This is a genomic window from Tundrisphaera macrotermitis (assembly GCF_051175315.1).
Classification (GTDB): Bacteria; Planctomycetota; Planctomycetia; order Isosphaerales; family Isosphaeraceae; genus Tundrisphaera.
This window is the reverse complement of the sequence record NZ_CP195100.1, coordinates 1,840,194-1,862,205: the sequence shown is the minus strand read 5'-3', so window position 1 is coordinate 1,862,205 and position 22,012 is coordinate 1,840,194. Positions and strand designations below refer to the sequence as shown.

General features: G+C 72.4%; 13 protein-coding genes. 8 read left to right on the top strand and 5 right to left on the bottom strand.

All coding sequences use genetic code 11. The features are described from left to right. Positions 1 to 13: 13 nt before the first annotated feature. On the bottom strand, positions 14 to 3,295 hold the full coding sequence (locus TA3x_RS07795; RefSeq protein ID WP_435019943.1) for a PSD1 and planctomycete cytochrome C domain-containing protein: 3,282 nt from the start codon (positions 3,293 to 3,295) through the stop codon (positions 14 to 16). Between the two features lie 338 nt (positions 3,296 to 3,633). Between TA3x_RS07795 and trhA the strand changes: the two genes are divergently transcribed. The 4 genes from trhA to TA3x_RS07775 all read left to right on the top strand — a co-directional run bounded on the left by trhA (position 3,634) and on the right by TA3x_RS07775 (position 11,641). Beyond that, on the top strand, positions 3,634 to 4,362 hold the full coding sequence (gene trhA / locus TA3x_RS07790; protein WP_435019941.1) for a PAQR family membrane homeostasis protein TrhA: 729 nt from the start codon (positions 3,634 to 3,636) through the stop codon (positions 4,360 to 4,362). A gap of 341 nt (positions 4,363 to 4,703) precedes the next feature. Further along, the gene (locus tag TA3x_RS07785; protein WP_435019939.1) at positions 4,704 to 6,998 is read left to right on the top strand and encodes a DEAD/DEAH box helicase; all 2,295 of its coding nucleotides are present in this window, start codon (positions 4,704 to 4,706) and stop codon (positions 6,996 to 6,998) included. Positions 6,999 to 7,095: 97 nt separating this feature from the next. Beyond that, a complete protein-coding gene (locus TA3x_RS07780) occupies positions 7,096 to 10,188 on the top strand; it encodes a PSD1 and planctomycete cytochrome C domain-containing protein (RefSeq protein ID WP_435019937.1) in 3,093 nt (1,030 codons plus the stop codon). Further along, positions 10,178 to 11,641, top strand: a complete 1,464-nt coding sequence (locus tag TA3x_RS07775) for a DUF1501 domain-containing protein (RefSeq protein ID WP_435019935.1) — start codon at positions 10,178 to 10,180, stop codon at positions 11,639 to 11,641. The genes TA3x_RS07780 and TA3x_RS07775 overlap by 11 nt, the downstream gene beginning before the upstream one ends. A gap of 13 nt (positions 11,642 to 11,654) precedes the next feature. On the opposite strand, the gene TA3x_RS07770 is transcribed toward TA3x_RS07775, so the two are convergent. Then, complete coding sequence (locus TA3x_RS07770; protein WP_435019933.1) at positions 11,655 to 12,827, bottom strand: ABC transporter permease; 1,173 nt, start codon at positions 12,825 to 12,827, stop codon at positions 11,655 to 11,657. After that, positions 12,824 to 13,762, bottom strand: coding sequence for an ATP-binding cassette domain-containing protein (locus tag TA3x_RS07765; protein WP_435019931.1), 939 nt, complete (start codon positions 13,760 to 13,762; stop codon positions 12,824 to 12,826). Before TA3x_RS07765 ends, TA3x_RS07770 begins: the two co-directional genes overlap by 4 nt. A 357-nt stretch (positions 13,763 to 14,119) precedes the next feature. On the opposite strand from TA3x_RS07765, the gene crtI reads away from it, so the two are divergent. From crtI to TA3x_RS07750, 3 genes are read left to right on the top strand one after another with little or no spacing between them, the layout of a single operon-like run. Further along, positions 14,120 to 15,703 (top strand): phytoene desaturase family protein, encoded by a 1,584-nt coding sequence (gene crtI / locus TA3x_RS07760; RefSeq protein WP_435019929.1) that lies wholly within the window; start codon positions 14,120 to 14,122, stop codon positions 15,701 to 15,703. A gap of 2 nt (positions 15,704 to 15,705) precedes the next feature. Then, positions 15,706 to 17,313: a phytoene desaturase family protein gene (locus TA3x_RS07755; protein WP_435019927.1), complete on the top strand. Its 1,608-nt coding sequence runs from the start codon at positions 15,706 to 15,708 to the stop codon at positions 17,311 to 17,313. Beyond that, positions 17,310 to 18,812 carry an aldehyde dehydrogenase family protein gene (locus tag TA3x_RS07750; RefSeq protein ID WP_435019925.1) on the top strand — a complete coding sequence of 501 codons (1,503 nt, stop codon included), beginning with the start codon at positions 17,310 to 17,312 and terminating at the stop codon, positions 18,810 to 18,812. Before TA3x_RS07755 ends, TA3x_RS07750 begins: the two co-directional genes overlap by 4 nt. Before the next feature lie 23 nt (positions 18,813 to 18,835). On the opposite strand, the gene TA3x_RS07745 is transcribed toward TA3x_RS07750, so the two are convergent. Together TA3x_RS07745 and TA3x_RS07740 are read right to left on the bottom strand one after the other, a co-directional pair. Next, positions 18,836 to 19,132 carry a MoaD/ThiS family protein gene (locus tag TA3x_RS07745; RefSeq protein WP_435019923.1) on the bottom strand — a complete coding sequence of 99 codons (297 nt, stop codon included), beginning with the start codon at positions 19,130 to 19,132 and terminating at the stop codon, positions 18,836 to 18,838. Then, the gene (locus tag TA3x_RS07740) at positions 19,129 to 20,244 is read right to left on the bottom strand and encodes a WD40/YVTN/BNR-like repeat-containing protein (protein WP_435019921.1); all 1,116 of its coding nucleotides are present in this window, start codon (positions 20,242 to 20,244) and stop codon (positions 19,129 to 19,131) included. Before TA3x_RS07740 ends, TA3x_RS07745 begins: the two co-directional genes overlap by 4 nt. A 474-nt stretch (positions 20,245 to 20,718) precedes the next feature. Here TA3x_RS07740 and TA3x_RS07735 point away from each other — a divergent pair, with 474 nt between their 5' ends. Continuing rightward, positions 20,719 to 21,978 (top strand): homocitrate synthase/isopropylmalate synthase family protein, encoded by a 1,260-nt coding sequence (locus tag TA3x_RS07735; protein WP_435019919.1) that lies wholly within the window; start codon positions 20,719 to 20,721, stop codon positions 21,976 to 21,978. The last annotated feature ends 34 nt before the right edge of the window (positions 21,979 to 22,012 follow it).

Sequence of the window (22,012 nt, the reverse complement as noted above, 5' to 3'; positions counted from 1 at the left end):
TCCTCGCGCCCGATCATCGGACGGTCACGAAGTCGTTGTGGTTGATCAGGGCATGGACCAGCCCGATCCTGGCCCGGAGGCCGGGGTCCGGCCGGCCGGCGGCCCGGGCGGATTCGGCGAGGAGGGCGAGGGCGTCGCGGGCGGCGGCCTGCTCCGCCTCGGTGGGCTCGGTGGCGAGCACGGCCAGGAACGCCGCGCGGGCGAACTCGGCGTCCGATGCGCCGGGGTGGGCGGCGTCGAGGCGTCGGGCCAGCTTCTCGGCCGCGGAGAGGGCCAGCGGGCTGTTCTCCAGGGCGAGGGCCTGCTGGGGCACGATGCTATCCGCCCGCCGGTAGCATTCCAGGACGCTCGCGTCGTCGAAGGTCGCGAGGAACCGCTGGTGCTCGTTGTGCGAGTGCACGAAGTAGAGGCTCCGCCGCCGCGACGACTCATCGGCGATCGGGATCGGCGGGCCGCCCCGCGTCAGGTCCAGTTCGCCCGCCAGGTGGAGGAGGCTGTCCCGGACCGCCTGCGCCTCCATCCGGATCGGGTTCGCCCGCCAGTAATAGGCGTTCTCGGGGTCGGCGGCCAGCATCGCCTCGGCGGCGCCCCGGCTCGACGACGCCAGCCGGTAGGTGTTCGACGTGACGATCAGGCGATGGATGTGCTTCATGCTCCAGCCGTGCTCGACCAATTCGACGGCGAGCCAGTCGAGCAGCTCGGGATGGGTCGGCGGCGTCCCCTTGCGGCCGAAGTCGAAGACGGTCGGGACCAGCGCCCGGCCGAAGTGCCGCGACCAGATGTGGTTGACCGCGACCCGCGCCGGGAGGGGATGCTTCGGGTCGGTGATCCAGCGGGCCAGCGCCGACCGGCGCCCGGTGCTGACCTTCGGGAAGGGCCGGGCCTTCGACTCGTCGGTCTCCACGTTCGACTCGGGGGACTTCACCGAGCCGGGCAGCGACGTGTACGAATCCCCGGGCGATGCGAGCGCCTGGCGGGCCGCCTCCAGGGCGGCGTTCGCGGACTCGACCTTCTTCGCGGCCGCGTCCTTCTTGGCGGGGGCCGCCCGGAGCAGGTCCAGCCCGGCCCGGCTCGCGGCCTCGTCGGCCTCCGCGACGGCGACCGCCCGTTCCAGGCGGGCCGCCTCGGCGGCCAGGGGGGCGGCGTCGTCCGGGGCGGGCTGCTGGTGGCGGGCGCGTTCGGCGGCCGCCCGCGCCCGGATCGAGGCCGGGCGGGACTCCGCGGCGGCGAGGGCCTTCTCCGCCACGACGACCGCCAGCCTCGCCCGTTCGATGGAGGGGATCCCCCCGGCCGCCTTCTCCGACGGCGAGGCGGGCTCGGCCAGCGGGGTCGCCGCCGGCAACTCGGCCAGCTCGAACGCGAGGAATTCGGCCTTCGCGTCGAAGGTGATCAACTCGATCGGCCCGGGCCGCCGCGCGATCGGCAGGCGATAGGCGACCGACGGCTGCCCGTCGACGACGAGATTGACCAGCGTCCCCCGGACCCGCACGATCAACTCGTGGGGCATGCCGACCTCGATCGGCCTTCCCTGCGCCGCCTCGGGCGGGAAGACGTTCTGGCCGTCCTGCCGGTACGAGACCTGGGCCTTGGGGCCGCCGGCATGGGCGCTGAGGTAGGCGAGGATGTCGTCACTCTCGCCCGCGTCGAAGCGGATGCCGACCGACTTCCACACCTCGCCCCCGGTCGGCCGGTAGGACAGCTTCGCTTCGAAATCCGCCGGGGGGGCCGGCTTCAGGCGGATCGCCGCCCGCTCGGCCCCGGTTCGCGACTGGATCAGCTTTCCGCCTTCGTAGCTCCAATCCCCGCCGCGGATCTCCCAGAGGTCGGGCCGGGCCGAGGCGAACCGATCCAGGACCGGCGGCGTTGGGTTCGTCTGGCCGGGCGATCCGGCCCCGTCCTTCTCGGCCGATTCGGCCCGATCCCGCTCCTTCTTCGCCGCTTCGAGGGCGCGGCGGGCCTCGGCGATCCGGCGATCGGCGGCCGCCAGGTGGGCTTCCTCGACGAACGGCCGGAGGCCCGGCCGGTAGGCCACGGCGGGGAGGGCCACCGGCTCGATTTTGGCCGCGACCGGCGTCAGGAAGGCGGGGAACGCGGCCTCGATCGTCCGGCCCTCGTCCGGCCGCCGGTCGTCGCCCCGGATGTGGAGGAAGGTCCGCGCGTCCGGGTTGGCGTCGAAGGCGCGGGGGATGCCGTCCTTCTCCGTGTCGACCTCGCCGGGGACCATGTCGGTCCGGAGCTGGTAGGGCTCGAAGATCGCCCGCATCCGGTAGTATTCGACCTGGGAGAATGGGTCGTACTTGTGGTCGTGGCATTTGGCGCAGTTGAAGGTCAGGCCGAGCATCGCCTTGGCGGTGTGCTCGACCGCCCCGTCGAGCCAGGTCGTCCGGTTGAACTTGAAGTACTGCCGGGCCAGGAAGCCGGAGGCGCGGAGCCTGTCCAGGTCGTCCGGGTAGAGCTCGTCGGCGGCGAGCATCTCGCGGAGCATCTGGTCGTAGCCCTTGTCGGCGTTCAGCGACTCGATGATCCAGTCGCGCCAGTGCCAGATGTGCTTCTGCGAGTTGCGGACCTCGGCCCCCAGGCCCCACCAGTCGCTGTACCGCCAGATGTCCATCCAGTGCCGGCCCCAGCGCTCGCCGTATTGGGGGCTGGCCAGCAGGCGATCGACGACGCGGTGCCGGGCCTCGTCCGAGGCGTCGGCGACGAAGGCGTCCTGCTCCTCGGGGGTCGGCGGCAGGCCGATCAGGTCGAGCGAGACCCGGCGGAGCCAGGCGCGCGGGTCGGCCGGCCTCTGCGGGGTCAGCCCGCGATCCCGATGCTTGGCCGCGATGAAGGCGTCGATCGGGTTCCTCGCCCATTCGGGGCGATCGACTGCCGGGACCTCGGGGCGGACCGGGGCGCGGAAGGCCCAGTGGTCGCGCGGGTCGCGCTCGGGCCGCTCGTCGGCCGGGGCCTTCGCCCCCCCGGCGATCCAGGCCCGGATCGCCTCGATCTCCGCCGGCTTCAGCGGCTCGCCTTCCGGCGGCATCCGGCCGGGGTCCCCCTCCTCGGCCGTGACGCGATCGATCAGGGGGCTGGCGTCGGCGTCCCCCGGGACGATCGCCGGCTCCTTGCCTCCCTTGATCGCCAGGGCTGCCGTATCCAGCCGGAGGCCGCCCTGCTGCTTGAGCACGCCGTGGCACGCGTAGCACCGGGCTTCCAGGACCGGCTTGATCAGTGCCAGGTAGTCGGCGCCGTCGTCGGCCCGGGCCGGCCCGGCAAGGACCACGATCGTCGCCAGGGCGTTACGCATGTTCATAGCAGAATATTCCCGGGGGCCGCCGGCATGACCCCCGATGGGGGACGATCCTGAAGGTCGTTGCGATGGTCCGGCCCGGGGAGGGCGGACGCGAAGGTGGGGGATCTTCCGACTCCTAGATACTCGATCCGGGGGCGGAAACCTAGGGGCCGCCGAGGTTCGTCCTCGCCCGGGCATCGCCTCGTCGGCCGCAGGGGATCGGGCCCATCCCTCGTCGGAAACGGTTCGAGGCCCGCCGCCCTGGCGTTGTTTTTGCTGAGGGGCAAGCCTGACGCGTCATCGGGCATGTGCGTCATGAATCTCGGCGTCGGGTTCGACACCCCCTGTGATCGGGTTGCATGGAATTCCTCGTCGCTCGCGAGCCGGCCAGTACCTGGACCCATTTCCTCGGGATGCTCATCGCATGGCCGGGCACGGTGCTGCTCTGGCGTCGCGTCGGCGATGACCTGGGCAAGCGGGTCAGCCTGCTCGTCTACGGCGTGTCCCTGATCGTCTGCTATGCGGCGAGTTCCCTCTATCACGGGCTCCGCGTCTCGACCGCCGGCATCGAAGACCTCGAACGCCTGGACCGGATCGGGATCTTCGTGCTCATCGCGGGCACCTACACGCCTCTGGCCTGGAATCTGTTGTCGGGGCGATGGCGATGGGGCACGCTGGCGGTCGCCTGGCTGATCGCCGCCGCGGCCTCGCTGCAACTGGCGTTGGGGGGCGGCCTCTCGCCCTGGATAGCGACGGGACTTTACCTCGCGATGGGCTGGGGATCGCTCCTCTGCTGCGCCGAGATCGCGCGGGTGCTGCCCCTCCGCGACCTGCGGCCGCTCGTCGTGGGCGGCCTGTTCTACAGCGTGGGTGCGGTGTTGAACGTGCTCCACTGGCCCGCCCTGTGGCCGGGGACCTTCGGCACGCATGACCTCTTCCATCTCTTCGTGATGGCGGGAAGCCTCGCGCATTTCCGGCTCATGCTCCTGGTCGTCGTGCCCTTCGATCGCCAAGACCCCGATGCGACCCGCGCCCGAGGCGAAAAGGCGACGACCCTGGGTGCCCTGCCCGCCCCCCGGACGCGATAGATCGGGGGTGATCCTCCCCGCCCGCCCCCCCCACCCGTCGATCGGCGATCAGGGCCAGTCGCGAACCTCGTCACGATCGAGGCCGACGGGTCCCCGTCATCCCCCGCGAACGGGGCGGCGCGAAACGGCGTGCCCGCGTGCCCGCGCGACCCGTCGGGGGGCGACTGGGTTTCGGGAAACCGCGCCGGCGGTCACACTGGAGGGGCCTCGCCCGGCGGGCCAATGCCGGGGCGAGCGCCTGGTCCGGATCTCCTGGTCGGCTCGTCGGGCGGGCATCGGCCCGCCCGGAGCGAGAGAATCCTGTTAGCGTCCCTGCCCACTTGCCCGGGAGAATGCGGCCGATGTCGTTGGAAATCCCGACACGCGAAGAGTTGTATTTTCGATATCTGGACCAGCTGCCCTACGAGCCCTACCCCGTCCAGGACTCCGCGCTGGCGGCCTGGTTCGAGTCCGAGCAGGGGGTCCTCGTCTGCGCACCGACGGGGACGGGCAAGACCCTGATCGCCGAAGCGGCCCTGTTCGAGGCGCTCCACACGGGCAAGGTCGCCTACTACACGACCCCCCTGATCGCGCTGACCGAGCAGAAATTCCAGGAGATGCAGGACCGCGCGGAGGCGTGGGGCTTCCGCCGCGAGGACGTGGGGCTCGTCACCGGCAGCCGCAAGGTCAACCCGGATGCCCCGGTACTGGTCGTGGTGGCCGAAATCCTCCTGAACCGGCTGCTCAACCGGTCGGACTTCTCGGACGTGACGGCCTGCGTCATGGACGAGTTCCACAACTTCGCCGAGATGGAGCGCGGGATCGTCTGGGAGCTGTCGCTGGGCATGCTGCCCAAGCACGTCCGCCTGCTCCTGCTCTCCGCGACGGTCGGGAACTCGGCCGAGTTCATCCACTGGCTGGCCCGGCAGCACGACCGCCAGATCGCGCTGGTGGAGGGCAAGGAACGCCGGGTGCCGCTGACCTACGAGTGGGTGCCCGACAAGTTCCTCAACGAACAGCTCGTGGTGATGGCGGCCGGCGACGAGGATGGGCCCCGGACGCCCGCCCTGGTCTTCTGCTTCGACCGCGAGGAGTGCTGGAGCGTCGCCGAGAACGTCATGGGCAAGGACCTCAACCTGTCCGACGAGAAGAAGAAGGAACTCCACGACCGGGTCAACGCGGTCGACTTCAGCCAGGGGGCCGGCCCCAAGCTCAAGCGATTGCTGCATCGGGGGGTCGGCGTCCACCACGCGGGGATCCTGCCCAAGTATCGCGTGGTCGTCGAGGACCTCTTCCAGCGCAAGCTCCTCCCCGTGGTCGTCTGCACCGAGACCCTGGCGGCCGGCATCAACCTGCCGGCCCGCTCGGTGGTGCTCTCCTCGCTGGTCAAGGGCCCCTTCGGCGCGAAGAAGCTGATCGACCCCAGCATCGCCCACCAGATCTTCGGCCGGGCCGGCCGGCCGCAGTTCGACGACCGGGGCTTCGTCTACGCCCTGGCCCACCCCGACGACGTCGACATCCTCCGGTGGAAGGCGAAGTACGACGCCATCCCCGAGGACACCCGCGACCCGGGCCTGATGAAGGCGAAGAAGGCCCTCAAGAAGAAGAAGCCGAAGCGCCGCGAGACCGAGCAGTACTGGGTCGAGGGGCATTTCAACCAGCTCCAGGCGGCGCCATCGGGCAAGCTCTACAGCAAGGGGCCGCTCCCCTGGCGGCTGCTGGCCTACCTGCTCGAAGTCTCGCCGGAGGTGGAGGTCATCCGCGCCGCGGTCCGCAAGCGGATGATGGACGACCCCCGGATCGCCGCGGGCGAGAAGGCGCTCGACCGGATGCTCCTGGCGCTGCAGGCCGGAGGATTCGTGACCCTGAGCCCCGAGCCCCCGGCGCCGCCCGATCCGAACACGCCCCCGCCCACCCCGGAGCCCGGCCAGCCGCCGACGCCGTACAAGCCGATGCTGGCCCATCCCACGCCCGCGCTGGGGAAACTGCTGGCCTTCCGCAGCATCCATCCCCTCTACGGCGCCTTCCTGTCCGAGGTCCTGGTCGGGGCCGACGCCGACGAGCGCATCCAGGCGATGGAGAGCGCCCTGGACGTCCCCGGCCCGGTCCGGAAGCGGCTCCGGGTCCCGTTCAAGCTGCTGGAATCGGGCGCCCTGGCCACCGCGAAGCTCGACACCGAGCTGATCACGCGCGGGCTCATGGCCGCGCCGGTCGAGGAAGAGGAGGACGACGACGACGACGATTGGACGAAGCGGCCGCCCGCGCTGGCGGAGAAGCTCCGGTCCTACTTCGACCACCTCTACCCGGAGGTCACCGACGTCCGCTCCAGCCCGCTCTGGTGCGTCGGCGAGCTGATCGAGTTCGGCGGCAACTTCAACAAGTTCGTCACGAGCCTCGACCTGACCAAGCAGGAGGGGATCATCTTCCGCCACGTCCAGCGGATGATCATGCTCTGCGGCGAGTTCGAACGGGCCCTGGAGGTCGACCCCGACCCCTCCACGCTCGCCTGGCGAACCGAGCTTCACGAGCTGGCCGCGAAGCTGACCGAGTGCTGCCGGGTCGTCGACCCGACCAGCACCGACCAGCTGGTCGCGAAGATCGCCGAGCCCGACGTGATCGACGCCGAGGCGAAGCGGCTGGCGGGCGGGGTGACCTGAGCGAACGCCGGCCGTCGCGTCCGGGATTGGGGGTTGTGCTCCGGGGCATGTTTAACAACAATTCGATCAGGCGATCTCATCGGCCTGGAGCCCGACCATGAACATGACGAGGAGGCTTGGCCTCGCCGCGATCCTGCTGCCGGGGCTGTCGGCCCCGGGCGGGGAGCCGCCGACGTTCGAGCATCAGGTCCGGCCGATCCTGAAGGCGTATTGCCTCGACTGCCACGGCGGGGGCGACAAGCTGGACGGGAAGCTCGACCTCCGGCTCAGGCGCACGGCCGCGAGCGGGGGCGAGAGCGGGCCGGCCATCGTCGCGGGCAAGCCCGAGGAGAGCCTCCTCCTGGAGCGGATCCGCGACGGCGAGATGCCGCCGGGGGAGAAGAAGGTCCCGCCGGACCAGGTCGCCGCGATCGCGGCGTGGATCGCCTCCGGCGCGGCGACGCTCCGCGACGAGCCCGAGTCGCTTCCGCCCGGCATCGGGATCACGCCCGAGGATCGGGCGTTCTGGGCCTTCCAGCCGATCCGCCGCCCCGAGCCGCCCCGGTTCGGGCCCGAGGACCGGGTCCGCACGCCGATCGATGCGTTCCTGCTCGCCGGGCTCCGCGAGCGGGGCTTCTCGTTCGCCCCCGAGGCCGACCGCGCCACCCTGATCCGCCGGGCCGCCGCCGACCTCACCGGGCTCGCCCCGACCTGGGCCGAGGTCCAGGCCTTCGTCGCCGACGGGTCGCCCGACGCCTACGAGCGGATGATCGACCGGCTCCTGGACTCCCCCGCCTACGGCGAGCGCTGGGGCCGCCACTGGCTCGACGTCGCCGGCTATGCCGACTCCGAGGGCAACGGGAGCGACGACACCCCGCGCCCCTACGCCTACAAGTATCGCGACTACGTGGTCCGGTCGTTCAACGCCGACAAGCCCCTGGATCGGTTCATCATCGAGCAGTTGGCGGGCGACGAGCTGGTCCCGCGCCCCTGGGCGAACCTCACGCCCGAGCAGGCCGAGACCCTCGCCGCGACCGGGTTCCTCCGGATGGTCGTGGACGGCACCGCGACGGGCGGGGGCGACGAGCCGCTGGCGGCCAACCAGGTCGTCGCCGATGCGCTCAAGGTCGTCGGCTCGTCCCTGCTGGGCCTGACGGTGGGTTGCGCCCAGTGCCATGACCACAAGTACGACCCGATCCCGCAGGAGGACTACTTCCGCCTCCGCGCCGTGTTCGAGCCGGCGCTCGACCCCATGCACTGGCGCCGCCCCGTGCAACGGCTGGTCTCGCTCTACTCCGACGAGGAGCGGGCCCGGGCCGCGGCGATCGAGGCCGAGGCCGCCGAGATGATGAAGGAGGTCCGGGCGAAGACGAGACGCCTGGTGGACGCGGCGTTCGAGAAGGAACTGGCCAAGTTCCCCGAGGACAAGAGGCCCGCGCTCCGCGAGGCCCGCGAGACGCCGGCCGACAAGCGGACCGCCGAGCAGAAGGCCCTGCTCGCCGCGAACCCCAGCGCGAACCTGTCCCCCGGCGTCCTCTACCAGTACGACCCGGAGGCCGCCAAGGAGCTGGAGAAGGACCGGGAGAAGGTCGCCGCCAAGCGGGCCGAGAAGCCCGCCGAGGACTTCGTGAGCGTGCTCGACGAGGTCCCCGGCGTGGTCCCGGAGACCCGCCTGTTCCACCGGGGCGACCATCGCCAGCCGAAGGATCCGGTCGGGCCGGGCGACCTGACCATCGTCGCGCCCGAGGGACAACGCTTCGAGATCGCCCCGAAGGACCCCACGCTCCCCACGAGCGGGCGGAGGCTGGCCTACGCCCGGCACCTCGTGGACGGCCGCCACCCCCTGGTGGGCCGGGTGCTCGCCAACCGGATCTGGATGCACCACTTCGGCCGGGGCCTGGTCGAGAGCGCGGGCGACCTCGGGGCGCTGGGCGGGCGGCCGACCCACCCCGCCCTGCTCGACTGGCTCGCCGACGAGCTGGTCCGCCTGGGCTGGAGCCCGAAGCGGATGCACCGCCTCATCATGACCTCGACGGCCTATCGCCAGTCGAGCCGACGCGACCCGAAGCTGGATGCGGTGGACGCGGGCAATACGCTGGTCGGGCGCTACCCGGTCCGCCGCCTCGATGCCGAGTCGGTCCGCGACCGGATGCTCGCCGCCGGCGGCCGGCTCGATCGCACCGCGGGCGGGCCGCCGGTGAAGGTGGCCGAGGACGCCGTCGGCCAGGTCGCCGCGGCCGGCGACTCGGCCCGGCGCGGCCTGTACGTGGAGGTCCGCCGGACCCGGCCCGACTCGCTCCTGGCGGCCTTCGACCTGCCGGCGATGGCGGTCAACTGCGACCGGCGCATGCCCTCGACCTCGGCCCCCCAGTCGCTCATGCTGATGAACGGCGACTTCGCCCTAGGCCAGGCCAAGGCGATGGCCGCGCGGCTGATCGCCGAGACGCCGGCCGACCTGCCCCTCGACACGACGCCCCCGACGATCCCGGAACCCGCCTCGGCCTGGCAGTACGGGTTCGGCCGGTACGACGAGGGGTCCCGCCGGGTGGTGGCGTTCGCCCCCCTGCCCCACTGGACGGGCTCGGCCTGGCAGGGCGGCCCGGCGCTGCCCGACCCGGGGATCGGTTGGGTTGTCCTGTACGCGGCGGGCGGCCACCCGGGCAACGACGCCGACCACGCGGCGATCCGCCGATGGGTCGCGCCTCGCGACGGGACGGTCGAGGTCGCCGGCCGGATCAAGCACGCCGGGGCGTCCGGGGACGGCGTCCGGGGCCGGATCGTCTCGGCCCGGGGCGGCGAGCACGGGGCCTGGCAGGCCCGCGCCGGCGAGGCCGCGACGGCCGCCTCCGGCATCGAGGTCCGCGAGGGGGACACCCTCGACTTCGTCGTCGATTGCGTCGGGGATTGCAACGCCGACTCCTACGAGTGGCCGATCAAGATCACCTACGCCGGGCCCCCGTCCGGTCGGCGCACGGCCTGGGATGCCCCGGCCGAGTTCCGCGGGCCGACCGTCGGGGCGTCGCTCCCGCAGATGATCGCCCACGCCTGGACCCTGGCCTACCAGAGGCCGATCTCGCCGGACGAGCTCGACCTCGCCGGCTCATTCGTCGCCGACGCGCTGGACGCCCCGGGCGAGGGCGACCGGGCGGCGGCACTGGCCCGGCTCTGCCAGCAACTCCTCAGCTCGAACGAGTTCCTCTATGTCGACTGACCGAGACGTGACGGGGCGGCGTGCGTTCCTGGCGAATTCCGCCTTCGGGGTCGGCTCGTTCGCGCTGGCGCACCTGCTCCAGGCGGACGGCCTGCTCGCCGACGTCCCCAGCAAGCCGGGCGAGAACCTCCCGCTCGACCTCAAGCCGAAGCGGCCGCCGCTCGCCCCGAAGGCGAAGGCGATGATCTCGCTGTTCATGCACGGCGGGCCGTCGCACGTCGACCTGTTCGACCCGAAGCCGGAACTGTCCCGGCTCCACGGGACCGAGTACGGCGGCGACATCATGTTCAGCTTCGTCAACCGTGCCAGCAAGAAGCTGCTCGGCTCCCCCTGGAAGTTCGCCAGGCACGGGCAGTCCGGGACCGACGTCTCCGAGCTTTTGCCCGAGACCGCCGGCATCGTCGACGACCTGTGCGTGATCCGGTCGATGCACACCGGGCACAACGGCCACGAGGTGTCGATCCGCTACTTCCACGGCGGGGTGGCCGGCATCACCGGCCGGCCGACCCTGGGGAGCTGGATCACCTACGCGCTGGGGAGCGAGTCGCAGGAACTCCCCGCCTACATGGTCCTGTCCGACCCCGGAGGGCCGCCCGTCGACGGCACGCACAACTGGGAGAGCGGCTTCCTCCCGTCGCTCTACCAGGGGACCGTCCTCCGGCCGCAGGAGCCCCGGATCCTCAACCTCGACCCCCCGCCGCACCTCCGGGGCGAGGCCCAGGCCCGGAACCTCGCCTTCCTCGACGGGCTCAATCGCCGCCACCTGGCGCAGCACCCGGGGGAGGCCGACCTGGAGGCCCGCATCCGGACCTACGAGCTGGCCGCCGGGATGCAGACCGCCGCCAAGGAGGCATTCGACATCTCGGGCGAACCCAAGCATATCCGGGAGCTGTACGGGATCGACGAGGACCACACCCGGGAGTACGGCACGCGCTGCCTGATCGCCCGCCGTCTCGTCGAGCGCGGGGTCCGTTTCGTCCAGCTGTTCCTCGGCGGCCAGCCCTGGGACAACCACTCCGCGATCCGGAAAACGCTCCCCGAGATCTGCCGGAAGACCGACCGGCCCGCCGCCGCTTTGGTCCGCGACCTCAAGCAGCGCGGGCTGCTGGACACGACGCTGGTCCACTGGGGGGGCGAGATCGGCCGGCTCCCGGTCAGCGAGGGGAACCTGGACGACTCCGCCGGGCGCGACCACAACGGCCAGGGGTTCTCGATCTGGATGGCCGGCGGCGGGATCAAGGGGGGCATGACCCACGGGTCCACCGACGAGGTCGGGCACCGGGCCGTCGAGGGGGTCGTCACCCCGTCCGACTTCCAGGCCACCGTCCTCCACCTCCTCGGCCTCGACCACGAGCGGCTGGTCTACCACGCCAACGGCCGGGAGCAGCGGATCACCGACGGCCAGAAGGCCCGCGTCGTCGGCGAGATCCTCGCATCGCCCCCGAAGGCGTAGCACGCCCCGCCGATCAGGCCGGCTCGGACCGCCGGAAGGCGGCCAGGGCCAGGGCGCCGAAGGCCGCGCCGAACCCGACCAGCGCCGCCGCCGCGGGGGCCACCTCCGCGGCGGTGAGGCCCCGGGCCAGCGACCCGTAGAACCCGTCGATGGCCCAGCGGGTGGGGATGGCCGGCGTGAGCCGGAGCAGCCACGCCGGGAACAGGAAGCCGGGGATCCAACCGCCGCCCAGCATCACCATCACCAGGACGGCCAGGATCGAGATCGAGCGGGCCCCCCGGGGCGACCGGCCGAAGGCGGCGACCATCAGGCCGAAGTTGGCCGCCATCCACGCGAAGCCGACCGCCACCAGCAGGAACCCGGCGAGGCCGCCGCGTGGCCGGAGCCCGAAGGCCAGGGCCCCGAACCCGAAGACGGCCCCGACGATCGCCAGCGACGCGACCAGGCAGCCCAGCACCTTGCCCGCCAGCAGCGTGGCCCGGCCCACGGGGGCCGTCCTCAGCCGCTTCCACAGGCCCCGCTCGCGCTCCAGGAGCAGCCCGACGCCCCACTCGATGGCCGAGAACAGGACGAACTGGACCACCATCCCCGCGAAGGCGTGGGTCGCCAGGGCGGCCCGCTCGCCATCGGCCCCGCCCGGCACGATGGACGCGTCCCGGACCTCGAAGGGCGGCCCGGCCGCGCGGGGCGCCAGGCCGAAGGGGCCGCGCCCGCCCAGGTCGCCGGACGCGACGGCATCCAGCACCACCCGGGCGAGCACGCCGCGGACCAGGGCGGCATCCCCACGCCGGGCCGGGTCGTGGACCAGGAGCAGTTCCGGGGGCGACTCCCCGCCCGCGAGGGTCCGGGCGGCGGCCGCGCCGAACCCGGCCGGGATCACGACCGCGAGCGAGGACTCGCCCCGCCGCACCGACGCGAGCGCCGCGTCTCGCCCCGCCGCGACGGCCGCAACCTGCCCGTCGGCCAGCACCCCGGCCACGATGGCGCGGGAGATCACGCCCCGATCCTCGTCGGCGACCAGGATCGGGATCGGCGACGACTGGGATTTCCCCGCCCCGCCGAAGATCGCCGCCATGAAGCTGGCCAGGGCGATCGGGGCCAGGAACGAGAGGACCAGGGCGTTGCGGTCCGCGGCAAAGACCCGCAGGTCCTTGGCGACGAGGGCGAGCAGCGGTCGGGCGATCATCCGTCTCGGAGCCCCCTGCCGGTCAGGTCGAGGAAGATGGTCTGGAGGTCCGGGCGTTCGCTGGCCAGGTGCGTGATCTCGGCCCCGCCGGCCAGGAGCGCGTCCAGGACGCGCGGGGCGGGCCGGAGGTCGACGAGGTCCACGACCACGCGGTCGCCGTCCCGCCCGGCCGCCAGGACCCCCGGGATCAGCCGGATCGGGCCGAGGTCGGGCTCGGCCGCGTGGCCACCGTCGCCCAGGGTGAGGGAGAGCCTCGTGGCGGCGGGCAAGGCGCCGCGGAGGGTGCCCAGGTCGCCGTCGGCCACCACCCGGCCGTGGTCGATGATCACGGCGCGGTCGCAGAGCCGCTCGGCCTCCTCCATGTAGTGGGTCGCGTACAGGAGGGCCTTTCCCTCGGCCTTGAGCGCCTCCAGGCCGTCGAAGATCGCGTTGCGGCTCTGCGGGTCGACGCCGACGGTGGGCTCGTCCAGGACGATCAGCCTCGGGTCGTGGATCAGCGCCGCCGCCAGGTTCAGCCGCCGCTTCATCCCGCCGCTGAAGGCCCGGACCGGGTCGTCGGCCCGCGTCGCCAGGCCCACGAGGTCGAGGCATCGCGCGATCGCCGACCGGAGCGGCTCGCCGCCGAGGCCCTGCAACGCCCCGAAGAACCGCAGGTTGGCCCGGGCCGTCAGCTCCTCGACCAGGGCGAGTTCCTGGGGCACGAGGCCGAGGTTCCGCTTCAGCGGCTCGGCCCGGGGCCGCGTCGGCCGCCCCTCGAACAGGACTTCGCCCGCGTCGGGCCGGAGCAGGCCGCAGACGATCGAGGCCGTCGTCGTCTTGCCCGCCCCGTTGGGGCCGAGCAGCGCCACGGCCTCGCCCGCCGCCACGCGGAAGGAGATGTCGGACAGGGCGACCGCCCCGCCGAACCGCTTCCGCAGCCCGCGTACTTCGAGCATCCGACCTCCTCCACGCGGGCCCGCGACACGCTGGCATCCCCCGCGCCCGGGCCGGGGTCGGCTATTCATACGCCCATCGGCGGGCCCTGTCGAGGCGAGGTCCGGGCCGATCCCCATCGCGCCAAACAAACCCAACGACCCCGGGCCCGATCGGCCGACGCCGGCGTCGAGGGCGTCCCGGCGGCGAATTCGCCCCGATCTCGGTTGACGAGCGAGGGGGGGGGCCTAAAACTCTAGGGCGCCTCGGACCGGCCCCGGCCCGCGTCCCGCCGGGGGGACGCCTGCTCCGTTCGCTCGCGCCGACCGCCCCGGGCCGGATGGCCCGTCTCCTTCGTCCCCCGATGGCCTGGGGCCTCGATGCCTACTCCCTCCCCGCAGCCGCGAGTCGTCGTGATCGGGGCGGGCCCGGGCGGCCTGGCGATCTCGGTGCTCCTGGCGCAGGCCGGGCTGAGCGTGACGATCCTGGAGCGGCTGCCCGAGGTCGGCGGGCGGACCTCGGCGCTGGAGGCCGACGGGTTCCGGTTCGACCTGGGGTCCACCTTCTTCAGCTATCCTCGGGCCCTGTCCCGGATCCTCGCCGCGATCGGCCGGGACCTGGAGGCCGAGGTGCCGATGGTGCGGCTCGACCCGCTCTATCGGCTGGTCTTCGGGGCCGGGGGCGAGCTGCTGGCCACGCCGGATCTCGCGAGGATGGGGCGGGAGATCGCCCGGCTCAGCCCCGGCGACGCGGCGAACTTCCCCCGATTCCTCGACGCCAACCGGGCCAAGCTCGCCCAACTCAGGCCGATGATGGAGGGGGCGTTCCGCGACTGGCGCGACCTGGGCAAGCACCTGATCAGCCCGGCCATGCCCCGGACCATGATGCACCTGCGTCCCTGGTTCTCGCTGGAGGACGAGGTCGCGCGGTACTTCCACGACCCCCGGCTGCGACTCGCCTTCTCGTTCCAGGCCAAGTACCTGGGGATGTCCGCGGCGAGCTGCCCCAGCCTGTTCTCGATCCTGGCCTTCCTGGAGTACGAGCACGGCCTCAGCCACCCGATCGGCGGCTGCTCGGCCATCACCCGAAGGCTGGCGGAGATCGCCGCCGAGATGGGCGTCGCGATCCGCACCGATGAGCCCGCCCGGGCCATCCTGTTCGAGGGCCGCCGGGCGGTCGGCGTCCGGACCGATCGGGGCGTGTATCCGGCCGACCGGGTCGTGATCAACGCCGACTTCGCGCGAGCCATGCGGCGCCTGGTCCCCGAGCACCTGCGGAGGCGCTGGACCGATCGCCGGATCGACTCGAAGCGGTATTCCAGCTCGACGTTCATGATGTACCTGGGGCTGGAAGGGATCGAGGATCGGCTGGCGCACCACACCTTCTACCTGGCCGAGGATTACCGCCGCAACCTCCGCGACATCGAGGTCGACCACCGCCTGTCGGACGACCCCTCGCTCTATGTCCAGAACGCCTGCCCCGTCGATCCGTCGCTGGCCCCGCCGGGCATGAGCACGCTGCAGGTGCTCGCCCCGGTCACGCACATGCACCCGAATGTCGATTGGGCCCGCGAGAAGGGGCCGTTCCGGGCGCTGGTCCTCCGCCAGCTCCGCGACCGGCTCGGGGTGGCGGACCTGGAACGTCGCATCCGGTTCGAGCGGGTCCTGACCCCGCAGGACTGGGACGTCGGGCACGAGATCCAGCGCGGGGCGACCTTCAACCTGGCCCACGTCCTGGGGCAGTTGCTCCACCGCCGGCCGCGGAATCGGTTCGAAGACCTGGACGGCGTCTACCTCGTCGGCGGCGGGACGCACCCGGGCAGCGGGCTGCCGGTCATCTTCGAGTCGGCCCGGATCGGCGGCCGGCTCTTGCTCGAAAGCCTGGGGATCGACCACGATTGGATCGACGCGGCGGGCGAAGGCCCGGCCCGATCGGCCCCGACACGAGAATCAAAAGCGAGGTAGCGATGGTGGCGGGACGGACGGAACGCGTCGGGGTGATCGGCGGCGGGCTGGGCGGGCTGGCGGCGGCCTGCACCCTGGCGGCCCGGGGGCACGCGGTCAGCCTGTTCGAGCGGAACCCCTGGCTGGGCGGCAAGGCGGCCGTCCTGGAAGCTGACGGGTACCGCTTCGACATGGGGCCGACCATCCTCACCGCCCCGGCGGTGCTGGGACGGATCTTCGCCGAGGCGGGCCGCTCGATGGCGGACTACCTCGACCTCGTCCCGCTCGACCCCCAGTGGCGGTGCTTCTTCGCCGACCGGACCTCGCTGGACCTCCACGCCGACCCCGACGCCATGACCGCCGCGCTCGACGCGTTCGCCCCGGGCACCTCGGCCGGCTACGGCCGATTCCTCGAACTGTCGCGGCGGCTCCACGAGATCAGCCGCGACTTCTTCTTCTGGCGTCCCGTGGGCTCGATCGGCGACATCGCCGCGCGGCAGGGCGGGATGAGCCGCGAGACGCTGGCCAAGGTCCTCTGCCTGCGTCTGGGCCGGTCGGCGGCGGGGACGATCCGGGGCTTCGTGCCCGACCGGCGCGTCGCCCAGATGGTCGACCACTTCATCCAGTACGTCGGCAGCTCTCCCGAGGCCGCACCCGCCGTGCTCTGCGCCATCGCCCACATGCAGACCTCGGGCGGGGTCTGGTACCCGATGGGGGGCACCCGCGCCGTGCCGATCGCCCTGGAGCGGCTGGCCCGCGACCTCGGCGTCGAGATCCGCACCGGCGTGGGCGTCTCCGGGATCGAGACCGACGCCCGGGGCGCCGTCGCCGGGGTGACGCTCGACGGGGGCGAGCGGGTCCCGCTCGACGCGGTCGTGAGCAACATGGATTCGGTCCGCACCCACCGCGAATTGCTGGGCCGGGGCCGCGCCTCGGGGCGGTTCCTGCGGCGGAGGCGGTACGAGCCGGCCTGCTCGGGGGTAGTCCTGTACCTCGGGCTCGATCGCGGCTACGACCACCTGCTGCACCACAACTTCGTCTTCTCGCGCGACCCGCATCGGGAGTTCGACGCGATCTACCGCAAGGGGGAGCCGGCCGACGACCCGACCTGCTACGTCGCCGCCCCGGCGCGGACCGAGCCCGGCGTGGCCCCGCCCGGCGGCGAGGCGTTGTACGTCCTGGTGCATACCCCCTTCCTCCGCCCGCACCACGACTGGGCGAAGATGCTGCCCGGGTATCGCCAGGTCATCCTCCGCAAGCTCGCCGAGGCGGCGGGGCTCGACGACCTCGAAGGCCGGATCCGGTTCGAGGCGACCCTGACGCCGCAGGACATCCACGACCGCTACCGCGTGCTGGACGGGGCGATCTACGGGCTGGCCAGCCACGGCCGGTTCAACGGGGCCTTCAAGCCGACCAACCGCAGCCCGGACGTGCCTGGGCTCTACCTGGCCGGCGGCTCGGCCCACCCGGGACCGGGGATGCCGATGGTCCTGATGTCGGGCTGGATCGCCGCCGACGCGATCGACCGCGACCGGAGCGGGCGCGGCGAGGCGGCCGACGTCGACGATGCCCCCGATCTGGCCCCGGGTTGGGCCGAGCCGGTGGTTGCTGGCGGCAGGAGGCTAGGATGATGCTCCAACTCCAGCCGACCGACACCGTCGAACTCAACCCGGCCGAGGCCCTGCCCGCGATGCTCGCGTCGGCCCGCGCGGCGTCGGCCGCCTGGGGCGGCCTGCCGGTCCGCGAGCGGTGCCGGAGGCTGCTGGCCGCCCGCGACCACCTGCTGGACGACGCGGAGGGGCTGGCCGCCGTGGTCGCCCGCGAGACCGGCAAGCCGCGGCTCGACGTGCTGGCCGAGGTCATGCAGGCCTGCACCCTGATCGGCTTCTACGCCAAGAAGGCGCCGGGGTTCCTCCGGCCGCGCCGGGTCGGCGCCGGGCTGATGGCCCACAAACGGGCGGAGATCCACTACCACCCGCTCGGCGTGGTGGGGATCATCACGCCCTGGAATTATCCGGTCATGCTGGTGCTCTCGCCCGTGATCCAGGCGCTGGTGGCGGGCAACGCGGCGATCGTCAAGCCCTCGGAAGTGACCACGGAGACGGCGCGGCGGCTGGTCGGGCTGTTCGCCGACCTGGCGAGTCCGAAATCCGACGCCCCGCTCGTGCAACTCCTGCCCGGCGGCCCCGATGCGGCGCTGGCGCTGGCCGGATCGGGCGTGGACAAGATCTCGTTCACCGGGGGGGCCGAGGGGGGCAAGGCGATCCTGGCCGCGGCGGCCCCCCGGCTCACGCCGGTGCTCCTCGAACTGGGCGGCAACGACGCGATGATCGTGGCCGAGGATGCCGACCTGGGCCGCGCCGCCGACGCCGCCGCGTGGGGGGCGTTCCTGAACGCCGGGCAGAGCTGCATCGCCGTGGAGCGGGCCTTCGTCGCCCGGGGGGCCTACGACCGCTTCGTCGGGCTGGTCGTGGAAAGGGCCCGGGGCTTGCGGCAGGGCCCCTGCCCGGGCCCCGAGGTGGCCGACGATTTCGACCTCGGCCCGCTCGCCACGGACCGCCAGTATCGCCGGACTTGCGAGCTGGTCGAGGACGCGGTCCGGCGCGGGGCCTCGGTCCTGGTCGGGGGCGTCCCGCCGGACGGCTCGCCCGAGGAGGCCGGCCGGCTGTTCCCGCCGACGGTCCTGGCCGGGGTCACGCGTGAGATGCGGGTGATGGGCGAGGAGGTCTTCGGGCCGGTCCTCGCCGTCGCGCCGGTCGACTCGATCGACGAGGCGGTGGCGCGGGCCAATGACAGCCCGTTCGGCCTGTCGGCCAGCGTCTGGACCGCCGACCGCCGGCTGGCCCGCCGGGTCGCCGCGCGGCTGGAGGTCGGCGGGGTCGTGGTCAACGACTGCATCATCCACTTCATGATCCCGGGCCTGCCCTTCGGCGGGGCCAAGCAGAGCGGGTTCGGCCGGACCCAGGGGGGCGAGGGGCTGCACGAGTTCTGCTCGATCCGGACCCTCACCTCCCACCGGTTCGGCCCCCGGCGCGAGTTCCAGTGGTTCCCCTACGGCCGCAAGCACCGGTTGCTGGCCCGCGGCCTCCGCCTCCTGTTCCGCTCGGGGCTGGCGAAGTTCTCCCGATGAGCGGCGGGGCCGGCGGGCCGCGATCAGCCGCCCGCGATGGCCCCCACGACCAGGAATGGCTCCCGCCCCCGGGCGACCTCCTCGGGGAGGGGGTCGTCGGGCGGGTCGTGGGACAGGTCCTGCTCGCAGGCGAAGAACCGCAGGAACGGCCGACGCCGGTGGGTGGCGTGGTCGCGGATCGCCCCCCGGAGCATCGGGTAATGCCCTTCCAGCGCGTCGAGGACCGAGCGTTGCGTCGCCGGCCCGTCGACGCGGAGCTTCACCTCGCCGGAGACCCGGGCCAGGCTCCGGAGGTGGTACGGGAGCACGACTCGGATCATGGCAGGGCCTGGACCTCCACGGAAAGGACGGCCGGGAGGTCCCGGACGATGGGCGTCCAGCGGTCGCCGGAGTCGCGCGAGGCGTACACCTGCCCGCCCGTCGTGCCGAAGTAGACGCCGCAGGGGTCGAGCGAATCGACGGCCATCGCATCCCGCAGGATGTTGACGTAGCAGTCCTGCTGGGGGAGCCCGTCGGTGAGCGGCTCCCACTCGTCGCCGCCCGTCCGGCTCCGGTAGACGCGCAGCTTCCCCTCGGGCGGGAACCGCTCGGAGTCGCTCTTGAGCGGGACGACGTAGACGGTGTCCGGCTCGTGGGCGTGGACGTCGATCGGGAACCCGAAGTCGGACGGCAGGTTGCCGCTGATCTCGCGCCAGGACTCGCCGGCGTCGTCGGTGCGCATCACGTCCCAGTGCTTCTGCATGAACAGGACGTCCGGGCGCGACGGGTGCATGGCGATCCGGTGGACGCAGTGGCCGACCTCGGCGTCCGGGTCGGGGATGAATTCCGACCGCAGGCCCCGGTTCATCGGCCGCCAGGTCTGGCCATCGTCGTCGGTGCGGAAGACGCCCGCGGCCGAGATGGCGACGTAGATCCGACCGCGATGGGCCGGGTCCAGGACGATCGTGTGCACGCCCATCCCGCCGGCGCCCGGCTGCCAGAGCGGCCCGGTGCCGTGGTTCCTCAGGCCGGGCAACTCGTGCCAGGACTGGCCGCCGTCGGCGGTGCGGAACATCGCGGCGTCCTCGGCCCCGGCGTAGACGACGTCCGGGTCGTCCAGGGAGGGTTCCAGGTGCCAGATCCGCTTGAATTCCCAGGGATGCTGCGTCCCGTCGTACCACTGGTGGGTGCCGGGGACGCCGTCGTACCGGAACTCGTTGCCGACCGGCCGCCAGGTGAGGCCGCCGTCGTCGGAGCGCTGGATCATCTGCCCGAACCACCCGCTGGACTGCGAGGCGTAGAGCCTCATCGGGTCGGCGGGCGAGCCCTTGACGTGGTAGATCTCCCAGCCCGCGAAGTGGGGGCCGCTCACCTCCCAACGCTCGCGCACGCCGTCCGAGGTGAGCACGAAGGCCCCCTTGCGGGTGCCGACCAGGACCCTGACGCCGCTCATCGTCGCCTCCTTGCTGGAACCCATGATCCCGGTGGTCGAGGCGATCGGGGCGCCCCGAGGGTCGGGATCGTCCGCGTCTCGTGCCGGGCGCTATCGCCCTTGACGGGGGAGATCATCGACGCCTGGCCCGGTCCGTCGGGCGGCAAGGAGCAGGATATACCAGATCGACCTGTGCGAGCCCAGGCGAGTGGCCATCCGCCCCTCGGATGGGTCAGTCCTACAAAATACGTCCTATTGGGGTGGTATGCCGTCCGCTTCGAATCCAAAATAAAACATGGCCTCGCCCGGGCGGGTCCGGCGATCCGCCCTCCGGGCCCCGCCCATCCGTCGGCAGATGGCCGATTCGACCGCCTCGCACCGGATTGCTCAGCACTCGGCCCTCATCCGGGGCGGATGGAGTAGAGTAAGCCGTAGGGAGCGGACTCCGCAGCACCGGCCGTCGATTCGCGGAGTGGCTCCATGAGGGATGAGGCGATGTGGACGAGAATGCTCCGGCGGGTCGAGGGGCTGATGGTCCGCCGACGCAAGAGGTCCGGCGAGGTCTACTTCTCCGACACGACGCTGCGCGACGGCGAGCAGATGCCGGGCGTGCGGCTCGATCCCGACGGGAAGGTGATCATCGCGCGGGCGCTGGCCGAGGCGGGCATCGACTCGCTCGACGCCGGGTTCCCGGCTGCGTCGAAGGACGACGCCGAGGCGATCCGCCGCATCGTCGCCGAGGTCCGCGGCCCGGTGATCACGGCATTGTGCCGGACCTTGCGGTCCGACGTCGATCTCGCCGCCGAGTGCCTGGCCGGGGCCGGCCCTTATCGGAAGGGGGTGACGCTGTTCGCCGGCATCAGCCCCCAGCACCTGAAGCACAAGCACGGCAAATCCCGGGCCCAGATGCTCGAACTGATCGTCTCGTCGGTCGCCTACGCCAAGCGGCATTTCCGGATCGTCTCGTTCGGCCCGGAGGACGCGTCGCGGGCCGACCCCGCCTTCCTGCACGAGGTCTATCGCGAGGTGATCGCGGCCGGGGCCACCACGGTCGGCTTCCCCGACACGGTGGGGATCCTCACGCCCGAGAAGGCGGCCGACTGCATCAAGGCGATCCAGGACAGCGTGCCCAACATCGGCGAGGCGTTGCTGGGGGTCCACTTCCACAACGACCTCGGCCTGGCGACCGCCAACGCCCTGGCCTGCGTGGCGCAGGGGGTCAACATCGTCCAGGGCACCATCAATGGGCTGGGGGAAAGGGCCGGCAATACCTCGCTGGAGGAGGTCGCCCTGGCGCTCCACCTGCACCGCGACCAGTACAAGGCCCGCTGCCGGTTCGATCCCGCGTCCCTGCACGGGCTCGGCGAGCTGGTCTCGAACTTCACCGGGGTTCCCATCCCCCCCAACAAGCCGGTCGTGGGCGCGAACGTGTTCCGCACCGAGGCCGGCATCCACCAGGATGGCCTGCTCAAGGACGTGTCGACCTATGTGCCGTACCTGCCCGAGGTGGTCGGCGCCGGCCCGGTCCACCTGGTGCTGGGCAAGCAGAGCGGCCGCCACGCCGTCCGCCATTGCCTGGAACGGGGCGGCCTCCGCCTGACCGACGCGGAGGTCGAGCTCGTCCTGGATCACCTGAAGCATCGGGCGTGCAAGCCGGTCTATGCGACTGAGGTCGACTTCGACGAACTCCTCGCCGAGGTCTTCGGCCCGCCGTCGGCGGGTCCGCGCCGGGCTCGGGACGCGGGCGCCGCCTGATCCCGCCACCGATGCCGGCGGGATCGGGCGGCCG

Coding starts and splice junctions, on each gene's coding strand:
- TA3x_RS07740 (WP_435019921.1), bottom strand. CDS start 20,244: ATGAGCGGCGTCAGGGTCCTGGTCGGCACCCGCAAGGGGGCCTTCGTG.
- TA3x_RS07785 (WP_435019939.1), top strand. CDS start 4,704: ATGTCGTTGGAAATCCCGACACGCGAAGAGTTGTATTTTCGATATCTG.
- TA3x_RS07775 (WP_435019935.1), top strand. CDS start 10,178: ATGTCGACTGACCGAGACGTGACGGGGCGGCGTGCGTTCCTGGCGAAT.
- TA3x_RS07765 (WP_435019931.1), bottom strand. CDS start 13,762: ATGCTCGAAGTACGCGGGCTGCGGAAGCGGTTCGGCGGGGCGGTCGCC.
- trhA (WP_435019941.1), top strand. CDS start 3,634: ATGGAATTCCTCGTCGCTCGCGAGCCGGCCAGTACCTGGACCCATTTC.
- TA3x_RS07780 (WP_435019937.1), top strand. CDS start 7,096: ATGAACATGACGAGGAGGCTTGGCCTCGCCGCGATCCTGCTGCCGGGG.
- TA3x_RS07795 (WP_435019943.1), bottom strand. CDS start 3,295: ATGAACATGCGTAACGCCCTGGCGACGATCGTGGTCCTTGCCGGGCCG.
- crtI (WP_435019929.1), top strand. CDS start 14,120: ATGCCTACTCCCTCCCCGCAGCCGCGAGTCGTCGTGATCGGGGCGGGC.
- TA3x_RS07750 (WP_435019925.1), top strand. CDS start 17,310: ATGATGCTCCAACTCCAGCCGACCGACACCGTCGAACTCAACCCGGCC.
- TA3x_RS07755 (WP_435019927.1), top strand. CDS start 15,706: ATGGTGGCGGGACGGACGGAACGCGTCGGGGTGATCGGCGGCGGGCTG.
- TA3x_RS07770 (WP_435019933.1), bottom strand. CDS start 12,827: ATGATCGCCCGACCGCTGCTCGCCCTCGTCGCCAAGGACCTGCGGGTC.
- TA3x_RS07735 (WP_435019919.1), top strand. CDS start 20,719: ATGTGGACGAGAATGCTCCGGCGGGTCGAGGGGCTGATGGTCCGCCGA.
- TA3x_RS07745 (WP_435019923.1), bottom strand. CDS start 19,132: ATGATCCGAGTCGTGCTCCCGTACCACCTCCGGAGCCTGGCCCGGGTC.